This is a genomic window from Streptomyces sp. WAC05292 (genome assembly GCF_003949955.1).
Classification (GTDB): Bacteria; Actinomycetota; Actinomycetes; order Streptomycetales; family Streptomycetaceae; genus Streptomyces; species Streptomyces globosus.
Map to the genome: position 1 here is coordinate 1 of NZ_RPSE01000201.1, position 10,937 is coordinate 10,937.

A 10,937-nucleotide genomic window follows, 5' to 3' on the forward strand; every position below is an offset into this window, starting at 1 on the left:
GGTGGAGGCGGTGGCGGGCAGCGGGAGCACGGCGGCGACCCGGAACCCGCCGGCGGGCCGCGGGCCGGCGTCGAGGCTGCCGCCGAGGAGGGCGGCCCGCTCGCGCATGCCGGTGATGCCGAAGCCGCTGCCGCCGTCCTGGGCGGGGCTGCCGCGGCCGTCGTCGGTGATGTCGAGGGCGAGCGCCCCGTCCCCGTACGCGACTCCGACACGGCAGCGGCGGGCGCGGGCGTGCCGGACGGTGTTGGTGAGCGCCTCCTGGACGATGCGGTAGGCGGCGAGTTCGACGTCCTGCGGCAGGGGCCGCCGCTGCCCCGACACGGCCACGTCGATGCGTAGTCCGGTGTCGCCGGCGGTGGTGGCGGCGAGCCGCTCCAGCCCGTCGAGGCCGGGCGCGGGCGCGAGCGGGGCGGGCCCGCCGCGGCGCAGCGCGACGAGGGTGCGGCGCAGGCTCGAAAGGGTCTCCCGGCTGGTCGCCTCGATCGCCTGGAGGGCTTCGCGGGCCTGGTCGGGCCGGGTGTCGATGACGCGGCTGCCGACGCCGGCCTGGATGGCGACGATGCCGATGCTGTGGGCGACCATGTCGTGCAGCTCGCGGGCTATGCGCAGCCGTTCGTCGGTGAGCGCCTGCTCGGTGGCGGCGGCGTGCGCCTGCGCGGCGGCCTCGCGGCTGCGGCGGACGGAGTCCCCGATCAGCCAGGCGAGCACGACGACGGGCAGCTGCCCCTGGGCGAGCACGACGGCCGGGCCGGCCTCGACGGGCCGGGCCGCCTGGACGAGGAGGACGACGAGGACGGTCGCGCCGACCGCGGCGAGCGCGGTCCGCCGGGGCCGGGCCGCGGCGACCCGGCCGAGCGCGCCGGCGGCCGCCAGTACGGGGACGGACGTGAGGGCCGGGGTGGGGTGGAGGAAGGCCACGCCGACGTCGGAGGCGAGCATCAGCGCGAGCGTCGCGAGCGGCGCCCGCCGCACGGTGAGCGCGGCCACGAGAAAGGAGACGGCGGCGAGCAGCACGCCGGGTTCGGCGATGCGGTCGCCCACACCGAGGGGGACGCGCAGGACGAGGTTGAGGAGGACGAGCGTGGCGAGCCCGGCGCCGCCCCACAGGGCGGCGGTCCGCCACGCCGACCGCGCGGCCCGTGTTCCGCCGCCCTCCGCTGATGAGGTCTCCATGCCCCGACCCTAACGACCGTGCGGGGCCGGGCCGTCGGCCCACGGGATGCATCCCGTGGGTGGACGGCGGAGGGGGCCTTGGTTGCAGCAGCGGTCGAACTCACCAAGACGGTCACCGTGAGGGACGCGGGTGCCATGCTGCACGTCTCTCACCAGCAGATCGCAAAGCTCGCCCCCAAGGCGAGCTGACGCCCTCCCGGCGGCGCCGGCAATCCCGGGCTCGAACCGCCCGCGCGACTGCCGGCCCGTCAGAGGACCGCGACCGGGGCGACCGGGGAGCCCACCGCGCCCGTGAACGGCTCCGGGACCGCGGCGAGGAGGAAGGCGTACCGGCGCGCTTCTGCACAGGCTGTGGACAGTTCTTCCAGGTTCCAGTTCTGGCCCTGGTGCATGCCCATCTCGACCAGGTGCAGGGCGTGGACCGGGAGCCAGAGGTCGTCGGTCTCCGGGGGGAAGACCTCGAAGGTCAGGGTGTCGTTGGCGACGGCCGCCACGTCGCGGGCGTGGAACCACTCCGCGGTGCGGATCGACAGGCCCGGGGAGGGGAAGGCGTAGCCGTGGCGGTCGCCGGCCAGGCAGAGGGCGATCTGGCCGGTGCGGACGAGGACGATGTCGCCGGGGCGGACCGCGGTGCCGGCGAGCGCCTCCGCCTCCGCCAGGTCCTCCGGGGTCACCGCGTGCCCGCCCGGCAGGCGGTCCACGCCCTTGGCGCGGGCCACGTCCAGCAGGATGCCGCGGGAGACGACCGGGCCGGCCTTGTCGATGCCGCTGAACCGCGCCCGGCCGTGCGCGGTGATGGTGTCGGCGGGGCGGCCGTTGTAGATGCGGCCGGAGTGTGAGACGTGGCTGAGGGCGTCCCAGTGGGTGCCGGCCTGGAGGCCCATCGTCACGGTGTCGTCGCTGCACGCCACGCCGCCGGGCCCGAACAGCTCCTGGTTGATCTGCACCATCGTGTGCAGCGGGTTGATCCGGCCGGGGATCAGGCCCGCCTGGACGCCGTCCTCCTTCAGCGGGAGTGCGAGCGGGACGCGCCGGCCGGTGCGGATCTCGGCGGCCGCCGCGCGCACGACCTCGTCCGTGATCAGGTTCAGGGTGCCCTTCTCGTCGTCGGCGCCCCAGCGGCCCCAGTTGTTGACGCGCTTGGCGATCTCGTGGAACTCGGCGGGCAGGGCCATGGTCCTCATCAGCTCCTCGCGACGGGGGGTCACGGGGGCTTGTGCACCCGTGTCCGGCTGCCCATAAAATCTAACGGTCCGTCAGAAACCGCGGGAAGGGGTCCGGCGTGGGGAACTTCTTGGCAGGCAAGGTCGTGGCCGTCACGGGCGCCGGGCGCGGCATCGGCCGCGCCGTCGCCCTCTCCGCTGCCGCCGAGGGCGCCAAGGTCGTCGTCGGGGACCGCGGCGTCGGCATCGCCGGCGGCGACCCGACCGGCGAGGTCGCCGAAGCGGTCGTCAAGGAGATACAGGCCGCGGGCGGCGAGGCGGTCGCCGTCACCGACGACATCTCCACCATGGACGGCGGCCGGCGCCTCGTCGACACCGCCCTCGCCCGCTACGGCCGCATCGACGGGGCGGTCTGCGTCGCCGGGATCCTCCGCGAGCGGATGCTCTTCAACATGTCCGAGGAGGAGTGGGACCCGGTCATCGCCACCCACCTCAAGGGCACCTTCACCGTCTTCCGCGCCGCCTCCGCCGTCATGCGCCGCCAGGGCTCCGGCACCCTCATCGGCTTCACCAGCGGCAACCACCAGGGCTCCGTCGCCCAGGCCAACTACAGCGCCGCCAAGGGCGGCGTCATCTCCCTCGTCCGGTCCGCCGCGCTCGGCCTGCACAAGTACGGCATCACCGCCAACGCCGTCGCCCCCGTCGCCCGCACCCGCATGTCCGCGAACGTCCCCATGGAGCTCAAGGAGATCGGCGAGCCGGAGGACGTCGCCGCGCTCGTCACCTACCTCCTCAGCGACAAGGCCGTCGCCGCCGGCGGGGAGCGCATCACCGGCCAGGTCTACACCGTCGCCGGCCCCAAGATCGCCGTCTGGGCGCAGCCCCGCGAACTGCGCGCCGGCTACGCCGAGGGCCCCTGGACCCCGCAGCGCATCGCCGACTTCCTCCCCGGGACCGTCGGCACCGACCCCATGCCGATGCTCGACCGGCTCGACGCCATGGCCAGGGCGGCGGCCGCGGGGGAACGCCCCAACGCCCGCCCGTAGAGGAGGCCGGACCGTGGACTTCGCCTTCGGCGCCGCCGACGACGCCCTGCGCGCCCGCGCCCGCGCCTGGCTCACCGGACACCTGGTGGGCCCGTGCGCACGCGCCGCCGGCCTCGGCGGGCCCGGCAGCGAGCACGAAGAGGTGGCGGCCCGCCGCGCCTGGGAGCGCGAGCTGGGCCGCGGCGGCTGGATCGGCCAGGGCTGGGACCTGCCCGCCGGGAGGTACGGGCAGCAGAGGCTCTCCCTCACCGGGCAGGTCGTGTGGGCCGAGGAGTACGCCGCCCACCGCGCTCCCGCCCGGGTCGGCCACATCGGCGAGAACCTCCTCGCCCCCACCCTCGTCGCGTACGGCACCCGCGAGCAGCAGGACCGCTTCCTGCCCGGCATCGCCCGCGGCGAGGAGCTGTGGTGCCAGGGCTACAGCGAGCCCGGCGCCGGCTCCGACCTCGCCGGGGTGCGGACCTCGGCCGTCCGCGACCCCGCCGACGGACTGTGGCGGGTCACCGGCCAGAAGACCTGGACCTCCCTCGCACGGGACGCCGACTGGTGCTTCGTCCTCGCCCGCACCGACCCGGCTTCCCGGCGCCGCCGGGGCCTGTCGTTCCTCCTCGTACGGATGGACCAGCCGGGCCGCGTCGAGGTGCGGCCGATCCGGCAGATGCCGGGGACCGCCGAGTTCAACGAGGTCTGGTTCGACGGGGCCGTCGCCGCGGCGGTCGTCGGCGGCGAGGGCAACGGCTGGGCCGTCGCCACCGGCCTCCTCGCGCTGGAGCGCGGTGTGTCCACCCTGGTCCAGCAGATCGGCTTCGCCGCCGAACTCGACCGCGTCCTCGCCGCGTACGCCGCCCGCACCGGCCCCGCCGGCCCCGCGGACGGCGGCGGCGCGGTCGGCGGCGCCGATCCCGTCCTGCACGACCGGCTCGTACGGCAGTGGGCCGAGCTGCGCACGATGCGCTGGCACGCCCTGCGCACCCTGGCCGCCGCCGCGTCCTCCTCCGGGCGCGCCCCCGCCGATCCGGGCGCGCCCAGCGTCGCGAAGCTCCTGTGGGGCGGCTGGCACCGCCGGCTCGGGGAGCTCGCGGTGGCGGTCCGCGGCGCGGCGGCCGCGGCCGGGACGGTGCCGTGGGCGCCCGGGCTCCCGTACGAGCAGGGGCTCGGGGAGGACCAGCGGCTGTTCCTGTTCAGCCGGGCCGACACGATCTACGGCGGCTCGGACGAGATCCAGCGGAACATCATCGCCGAGCGGGTGCTCGGCCTGCCCGGAGAGGCACGGTGAACGCATGAGGGGCGTCGTATTCGACGGCAGGGAGGTCCGGGTCGTCGACGACCTGGAGGTCCGCGGTCCCGGTCCGGGGGAGGTGCTCGTCGCGGTGGCCGCGGCCGGGCTGTGCCACAGCGACCTGTCGGTGGTCGACGGGACGATCCCCTTCCCGCGGCCGGTGGTGCTGGGGCACGAGGGCGCGGGCGTCGTCGAGGCCGTCGGGGCCGGTGTGACGCACGTGGCGCCCGGGGACCATGTCGCCCTGTCCACCCTCGCCAACTGCGGGGCCTGCGCGGACTGCGACCGGGGCCGGCCGACGATGTGCCGCAAGGCGATCGGGATGCCGGGACGGCCGTTCAGCCGGGCCGGGAAGCCGCTCCACCAGTTCGCGTCGAACTCCGCCTTCGCGGAGCGCACGGTGGTGCGGGCGGTGCAGGCGGTGCGGATCCCGCGGGAGGTGCCGCCGACCTCGGCGGCCCTGATCGGCTGCGGCGTCCTGACGGGGGTCGGTGCCGTCCTCAACCGGGCGCGCGTCGGGCACGGCGAGACGGTCGTCGTCATCGGCGCCGGCGGGATCGGGCTCAACGTCCTCCAGGGTGCCCGGCTCGCCGGGGCGCGGACCGCGGTCGCCGTCGACGCGAACCCGGCGAAGGAGGCGGCGGCCCGGCTCTTCGGCGCCACGCACTTCGTCGACGCCTCCGCCGGCGGCGCCGAGGCCGCCGTGCGGGAGATCCTGCCGACCGGCGCGGACCACGCCTTCGAGTGCGTCGGCGACGTCCGCCTGATCCGGCAGGCCGTCGACCTGCTGGACCGGCACGGGCAGGCCGTCCTGCTCGGGGTGCCGCCGGCCGGCGCGGAGGCGTCCTTCAGGGTGTCGTCGATGTACCTCGACAAGACGATCATGGGCTGCCGGTACGGGTCCTCCCGCCCCCAGCGCGACATCGCCCTCTACGCCGACCTCTACCGGCAGGGCCGGCTGCTCCTGGACGAGCTGGTGAGCGCGGCCTACCCGGTGGAGGACTTCGCCAAGGCCGCGGACGACGCCCGGCACGGGCGCGTGGCCCGCGCCGTCCTCACGTTCTGACGCGGGGCCCGTCGCGCCCCCGGCCCGCCGCCTCCGCCCGGGCGGCGGGCCGGGGCGCGGGCGCGGTGCGCGGGCGTCAGGCGGTGAAGCGGCCGAAGCGGCCCCGGTGGAAGAGCAGCGGGCCGTCCCCGCCGGGTGCGCCGAGCGCTTCGACCCGGCCGACGACGATCAGGTGGTCGCCGCCGGTGTGCACGGCGTGGACGCGGCAGTCGATCCAGGCGGGGACGCCGGCGAGGAGCGGCGAGCCGGTCGCGGGTGCGGGCGTGTGTGCGGCGCCGGCGAACTTGTCGCCGCCGCTGACCGCGAACCGCCGGCACAGTCCGCCCTGCCGCTCGCCGAGGACGTTGACGCAGAACACCCCGGCGCGGGCGATCCGCGGCCAGGTCGCCGACGTCCGCGCCACCATGAAGGCGACGAGCGGCGGGTCGAGGGAGAGCGAGGCGAAGGACTGGCAGGCGAACCCGGCGGGGGTGCCGTCCTGGTCCGCCGGGGCGGTCACGACGGTCACCCCGCTGGCGAAGTGCCCGAGGACGGCCCGGAACTCGGCGGGCGCGACGGGCGCGCGCTCGTCCGCGCCGACGGCCCGCAGGTCGGCGCGGGGCAGCGCCGACGGCTCGCGCGCGGGGGCGGAGGCGGGGGCGGAGGCGGAGCCCGCGGACCTGAGGTATCGGACGACGGTGGCCGCCATCCCTGCGTGTCCCATCACACGACGATTGAAGCTGACGGTTCGTCAGATAGGAAGGGGTGCGGACCCGGGATGCCCCGCACCGCCCGGGGCCCGGCCCGCGCGGTGTCCGCCGTACGGGTGAACCGGGCCGGCGGGCCCGCCCGGCGGGTCGGGTGCGCCGCGGCCGCTCGGCAAGGTGGCCCCGGACCCGTCCCCGGCCGTCCGCCCCCCCGTCCCGACCCGTCCGCGAACCGTGCCGCACCCGCAGGAGGAACCGTGCTCGGAACCGACTTCACCCATGGCTCACCGAACTGGCTCGACCTCGGCAGCCCCGACACCGCCGCGGCCGGCGCGTTCTACGGCCGCGTCTTCGGCTGGGACTACGAGCCGGGCCCCGCGGAGGCCGGCGGCTACGGGTTCTTCCGCATCGGCGGCAGGACCGTCGCCGCCATCGGCCCCCTGACCGAGGAGGGCGCGTCCTCCGCCTGGATGGTCCACTTCATGGCCGACGACATCCAGGACACCGTCCGCGCGATCCGCGACGGCGGCGGCCACATCCGCATGGAGCCCATGGACGTCATGGGCGAGGGGTGGCTCGCCCAGGCCACCGACCCGCAGGGCGCCCAGTTCGCCCTCTGGGAGCCCGGCAAGACCGGCGGCCTGGAGGTGGCGTCCGCCGAGAACAGCCTGCTGTGGGCCGAACTGCACGTGCCCGACCCGCTCGCCGCCCTCGACTTCTACGGGGGCGTCTTCGGCTGGCGCAGCCGCGAGATGCGGACGCCCGGGATGACGTACCGGGTGCTGAGCGTCCGCGACGGCGACCAGGAGCAGGCGTCCTTCGGCGGGGTCGCCCCCATGGGCGACGCGGCCGGCGGCGACCAGGGCGGCGAGCGGCCCCGCTGGGTGCCCTACTTCCACGTCGCGGACGCCGACGCCACCGCCGCGGCGGCCGACCGCGCCGGCGGGAGCACCCTCATGCCGCCGGTGGACGTCCCGGACGTCGGCCGCATCGCCTGGCTGGCGGACCCCTTCGGGGCGGTGTTCGCCCTGCTCAGGCCCGACCCGCAGATGTAGCAGCGGGCCCGGCGGCCACTGCCCGCCGCCGCGGGCCCCCGCCGCGGGCCCCGCCGCGGGCACGGCCCGGTCAGCGGCCGCGGAACCTCGGCGTCCGGCGCTCCACGAAGCCCGCCACGCCCTCGGCCGCGTCTGCCGTCGCCATGTTGATCTCCTGCGCGGCGGCCTCCGCGGCCAGGGCCGTCGCCCGGTCCCCGTCCAGCGAGGCGTTCACCAGCTGCTTCGCCAGGGCGATGGCCCGCGTCGGCCCCTGCGCGAGGCGCTCGGCCCACTCCCGGGCGCACCGCTCCACCTCGCCGTCGGGCACGACCCGGTTGACCAGCCCGAGCCGGGCCGCGTCGGCGGCGGGGACGGCGTCCCCGAAGAACATCAGCTCCTTGGCCCGCTGCGGTCCCACCAGCCGCGGCAGCAGGTAGGCGCCCCCGCCGTCGGGGACCAGGCCGCGGCGTACGAACACCTCCACGAAGCGGGCCGACTCGGCCGCCACCACCAGGTCGCACGCGAACGCCAGGTGCGCGCCGATCCCCGCCGCCGTCCCGCCCACGGCGGCGACCACCGGCTTCTCGCAGTCGAGCACCGCGGTGACCAGCCGCTGCGCCCCCTGCCGGATCATCCGCGCCACGTCGCCGGCGACCCGCTGCCCGCCCCCGCCGCCCGCACGCGGCCCCGCCCGCAGATCGGCGCCCGCGCAGAACCCGCGGCCGGCGGAGGTGAGGACGACGGCCCGCACACCGCGGTCGGCGGAGGCGGCGTCGAGCAGCGCGATGACGCGCTCGCGCTGCTCCCACGTGACGGCGTTCATCGCCTCGGGCCGGTTGAGGGTGATCCAGGAGACCCCGTTCTCGGTGCGGTGCAGCACCTGCTCGTCCAGCGGGCGCTCGGCGGCGGGCCCGGCGGCCCGGGGGGATCCACCCACGTCGCTCGGCTCCGCTTCCCCGGGGGCGGTCACCGGCACACGGCCAGCGCGTCCAGCGCCACCGCGCCCTGCCCGCGCGGGAGCACCATCAGCGGGTTGATGTCGAGCTCCGACAGGACCCCGTCCAGCTCCATCGCCATCCGCTGCACCCGCAGCACGACCTCGACGAGCGCGTCGGTGTCGGCGGGCGGCGCCCCGCGGACCCCGTCGAGCAGGGCCCGTCCGCGCAGCTCGGCGAGCATGGCGCGCGCCTGGTCCTCGCCGAACGGCGGCACCCGTACCGCCGCGTCGTGCAGCACCTCGACGAGGACGCCGCCCAGCCCGACCGTCACCGTCGGCCCGAACAGCGCGTCCCGGGCGACGCCGACGACCATCTCCACGCCGCGCTGCACCATCTGGCAGACGAGGACGCCGTCCAGCGGGGCGTCCTCGTAGCGCGCGATGTCCGTCAGCTCCCGGTAGGCGTCCCGGACCTGGCTCGCCGAGGTCAGCCCGATCTTCACCAGGCCCAGCTCCGTCTTGTGCGCGAGCTGCGGGCCCGACGCCTTCATGACGACCGGGTAGCCGACCAGCCCGGCCGCCCGCACCGCGGCCGCCGCGCTCGTCACGAGCTGCTCGCGCGGCACGCGGATCCCGTACGCCCGCAGCAGCTGCTTGGCGGCGTGCTCGCTGAGCTGCTCGCCGGGCCGCATCAGAGCCTGCGCCTTGCGGTACGAGGGGGAGGGGGTGCGGGGGGCGTCGGCGAAGGGTGAGCGGTAGCGGGCGGTGAAGCGGTGGTGGTCGAGGTAGGCGCGCACGGCGGTGATGCAGTTGCCGAAGGTGCGGAAGGTGGCGACGCGGGAGGAGCCGAGGAGGGTGGTGCGGTAGGCGTCCTCGGTGCCGACGGGGGAGCCCCACACGACGCAGATCTGCTTGTCGGTGTGTTCGGCGGCGTCGACGAGGTCCCGGACGAGGCGGTCGCTCAGCGGGGGGAACGGCCCGGTGATCGGGCAGACGAGCACCCCGACGGACGGGTCGGCGAGGATCGCGTCGATGATCTTCCGGCCGCGCTCGTCGCCGACGGGGTGGCCGCCGTTGTCGATCGGGTTGGCGGTGCTCAGGTACGCCGGTATCCACTGGTGCAGCTCGTCCTGCCGGGCCTGCGGGAGGGTCGGCAGGCGCAGTCCGGCCGCGGCGGCCAGGTCGGCGAAGTGGGCGCCGGTGCCGCCGGAGATGGAGTAGACGGCGACGCCGTCGGCGGTGGGCGGCTTGGCCCGGGCGAGGAGGGCGGCGGTGTCCTGGAGTTCGTCGAGGCCGTCGACGCGGATGACGCCGAACTGGCGCATGGCGGCGTCGACGACGTCGTCCGCGCCGGTGAGCTTCCCGGTGTGCGAGGCGGCCGTCCGGGCACCGGTCTCGGTGCGGCCCACCTTGACGGCGACGACGGGGACCTTGTTGCGGGCGGCCCGGTCGGCGGCCAGCAGGAAGGAGCGGCCGTCCTTGAGGCCCTCCACGTAGGCGGCGATGGCGCCGACCTCGGGGCGCTCGGCGAAGTAGGAGAGGAAGTCGGCGGTCTCCAGGTCGGCCTCGTTGCCGGTGGGCGCCCAGTGCGACAGCCGGATGCCGAGCTCCTGGAGGGCGTACACGGGGCGCCCCTGATGCCCGGACTGGGTGATCAGGGCGATCGCCGGGCCCTCCAGGTCTTCGCGGAACTCCTCGAAGGCGTTGAGGTTGGTGTTGGGCCCCAGCAGGCGCAGGCCGGAGCGGCGCACCGCGGCGGCGAGACCGTCCTGGGCGGCGGCGCCCTCGGCGCCGGTCTCGGCGAAGCCGGAGGCGAAGGCGACGGCGAACTTCACCTTGGCTTCGGCCAGCTCCTCGATGACGGGCAGCGGATCGGCGACGAGCAGCACGGCGAGGTCCACCTGTTCGGGCAGGGAGCCGACTGCCGGGTGGCAGGGGAGCCCGTAGACCGCGGAGCGGGCCGGGTGGACGGGGTGGATGCGGGCGCCGACGCGCTCGGCCCAGGCGATGAGCCGGCGGGTGATCCCGGCGGCCGGGCGGCCCTCGGTGTCGGAGGCGCCGACGACGGCGACGGATTCGGGCCGGAAGAGGCGGTCCAGGTCCGGCACGTCGGCGTGCAGCGGCCGGCCGCTGACATCGAGGGGGACGGCGTCCCCGGCGGACGCGGGGGCGGTGCAGTGGACGGCCGCCCGGGGGGTCTCCCCGCAGGCCTCGACGCGCGCGCGGAGGTCGGTGGTGAGGGTGCCGTGAGTAGATCCAAGCATCGCTTCGCCCGCTCCTGCTCGATGGGACCCGGTAACTGACGAGTAATCAGATTCAGACTACTGAACTGACGAGCCGTCAGGAACACTGCTGCGCGCGAAAGGTGGTGGAGGTGGTGTGTGGAACGCTCCCAGACCGCGAACGGCCGGTCCAGGCCCCGATTCGGCCGAGCTTCACGGCGGCGGGCTCCGGGCGGCGGGTCGGGGGCGGCGGACCGGGGGCGTGCCGGCGCCGTGAAGCTCGGCCGAATCGGGGCCTGGACCGGCCGTTCGCGGTCTGGGAGCGTTCCAC

At 76.1% G+C, this 10,937-nt stretch carries 9 protein-coding genes; 4 read left to right on the forward strand and 5 right to left on the reverse strand.

The annotated features are described in order from the left end of the window. Together EF903_RS20255 and EF903_RS20260 are read right to left on the reverse strand one after the other, a co-directional pair. The coding region (locus tag EF903_RS20255) for a sensor histidine kinase (RefSeq protein WP_148142546.1) at window positions 1-1,173 on the reverse strand (1,173 nt) is incomplete at its 3' end. 248 nt (window positions 1,174-1,421) lie between these two features. After that, window positions 1,422-2,348, reverse strand: a complete 927-nt coding sequence (locus EF903_RS20260; RefSeq protein ID WP_125545187.1) for a cyclase family protein — start codon at window positions 2,346-2,348, stop codon at window positions 1,422-1,424. A 107-nt stretch (window positions 2,349-2,455) separates the two neighbouring features. Here EF903_RS20260 and EF903_RS20265 point away from each other — a divergent pair, with 107 nt between their 5' ends. The 3 genes from EF903_RS20265 to EF903_RS20275 are packed head-to-tail and all read left to right on the forward strand — an operon-like array spanning window position 2,456 to window position 5,727. Then, on the forward strand, window positions 2,456-3,382 hold the full coding sequence (locus EF903_RS20265) for an SDR family NAD(P)-dependent oxidoreductase (protein ID WP_125545175.1): 927 nt from the start codon (window positions 2,456-2,458) through the stop codon (window positions 3,380-3,382). A gap of 13 nt (window positions 3,383-3,395) precedes the next feature. Continuing rightward, window positions 3,396-4,658, forward strand: a complete 1,263-nt coding sequence (locus EF903_RS20270) for an acyl-CoA dehydrogenase family protein (protein WP_125545177.1) — start codon at window positions 3,396-3,398, stop codon at window positions 4,656-4,658. A 4-nt stretch (window positions 4,659-4,662) separates the two neighbouring features. Beyond that, the gene (locus EF903_RS20275; protein WP_125545179.1) at window positions 4,663-5,727 is read left to right on the forward strand and encodes a Zn-dependent alcohol dehydrogenase; all 1,065 of its coding nucleotides are present in this window, start codon (window positions 4,663-4,665) and stop codon (window positions 5,725-5,727) included. A 76-nt stretch (window positions 5,728-5,803) separates the two neighbouring features. Here EF903_RS20275 and EF903_RS20280 read toward each other — a convergent pair whose 3' ends face one another. After that, a complete protein-coding gene (locus EF903_RS20280) occupies window positions 5,804-6,415 on the reverse strand; it encodes a flavin reductase family protein (RefSeq protein WP_125545189.1) in 612 nt (203 codons plus the stop codon). A gap of 255 nt (window positions 6,416-6,670) precedes the next feature. On the opposite strand from EF903_RS20280, the gene EF903_RS20285 reads away from it, so the two are divergent. Further along, complete coding sequence (locus tag EF903_RS20285) at window positions 6,671-7,468, forward strand: VOC family protein (RefSeq protein WP_125545181.1); 798 nt, start codon at window positions 6,671-6,673, stop codon at window positions 7,466-7,468. Window positions 7,469-7,538: 70 nt separating this feature from the next. On the opposite strand, the gene EF903_RS20290 is transcribed toward EF903_RS20285, so the two are convergent. Both EF903_RS20290 and EF903_RS20295 read right to left on the reverse strand, forming a co-directional pair. After that, window positions 7,539-8,270, reverse strand: coding sequence for an enoyl-CoA hydratase-related protein (locus tag EF903_RS20290; RefSeq protein ID WP_312845947.1), 732 nt, complete (start codon window positions 8,268-8,270; stop codon window positions 7,539-7,541). Window positions 8,271-8,413: 143 nt separating this feature from the next. Beyond that, window positions 8,414-10,648, reverse strand: a complete 2,235-nt coding sequence (locus EF903_RS20295) for an acetate--CoA ligase family protein (RefSeq protein ID WP_125545185.1) — start codon at window positions 10,646-10,648, stop codon at window positions 8,414-8,416. Window positions 10,649-10,937: the final 289 nt, after the last annotated feature.